The following is a 942-nucleotide window of genomic DNA, read 5'->3' on the forward strand; positions in this document are numbered from 1 at the left end:
CACACCGTCTGCCTGTTCAGCTCACACGCAGATATTCCTGCTTCGGATGTCGTCGAATCGTAGTGATGTCATCGCCATCGAGCAGCGCGTGCAGCACGTTGGTCGTCATCGTCACGACCCCAGCCTTGTTGTCGGGCCAGATGAAACGGCTGGCCTCCAATCGTTTCGTCATAAGCCAGAAGCCGCTGCCGTCCCAGCCAAGGATCTTGATCGTGTCGCGACGCCGGTTTCCGAAGATGTAAAGCGACGAGTCCATCGGATTCAGGCGCATCGACTGTTCAACGAGAATCGACAGGCTGTTCATGCCGTACCGGAAGTCGACAGGATCGCGGTGCAGATACACCTTCAGATTGTCGTCGAACCGGAACACGGCATCCTCCCAAGGATCTGAACCAGGGTTGTCAGTTCATCAATGGTCGCGATGGCTTTGCCCAGTTCGAGTTTGACCCCGTTCGAGAGATGCACATGTAGCGTGAGCGTCATCGACGGGGGCGGCGGTGTGGACGCAGGCGGTACCGCAACGACAGGTACGAACGCAGGTGGTGGTGCCGCGGCAACGACGAGTTGGTGAGAACCCGGAGGATCGATCGCCAGGCTGTCAGTCGCATCACCCGAATGCGGCAAGTCGTCGCCGTTGTCCCGCGGCGTCGGCGAGACGCCTTTCTCGCGCTCCATCAGGTATTTCGTGATCCACTTGCGCAGCAGGTTGGCGTTGATCCCGTGCTCTTGCGCCATGCGCGCCACCGAGACGCCCGGGCGTAACGCCGCCTCGATCAATGCCCGTTTGCCGTTTTCATCGTAGCGGCGACGGCCGTCGCTGCTTTGCCGAACTACTCTCAGCTCTGAGTCTTTGTCAGCCATAGGTGTCCACCTCACAATAGGTGGACACCTATGCTCCTCGCTCAGAGTGCTGTTGGGTAGACGTCGATAGTGGATCGCTTA

At 59.1% G+C, this 942-nt stretch carries 2 protein-coding genes; both read right to left on the reverse strand.

Annotated elements, in window-relative coordinates; translation table 11 throughout:
* Nucleotides 1-16 precede the first annotated feature (16 nt).
* Nucleotides 17-370 (reverse strand): IS66 family insertion sequence element accessory protein TnpB, encoded by a 354-nt coding sequence (gene tnpB / locus P0D80_RS50570; protein WP_408296369.1) that lies wholly within the window; start codon nucleotides 368-370, stop codon nucleotides 17-19.
* On the reverse strand, nucleotides 346-861 hold the full coding sequence (locus tag P0D80_RS50575) for a transposase (protein ID WP_408296372.1): 516 nt from the start codon (nucleotides 859-861) through the stop codon (nucleotides 346-348). Before P0D80_RS50575 ends, tnpB begins: the two co-directional genes overlap by 25 nt.
* Nucleotides 862-942 lie beyond the last annotated feature (81 nt).

It is taken from the genome of Paraburkholderia sp. RL17-373-BIF-A (genome assembly GCF_046030175.1).
In the GTDB taxonomy this organism is placed as follows: Bacteria; Pseudomonadota; Gammaproteobacteria; order Burkholderiales; family Burkholderiaceae; genus Paraburkholderia.

Coding starts and splice junctions, on each gene's coding strand:
- P0D80_RS50575 (WP_408296372.1), bottom strand. CDS start 861: ATGGCTGACAAAGACTCAGAGCTGAGAGTAGTTCGGCAAAGCAGCGAC.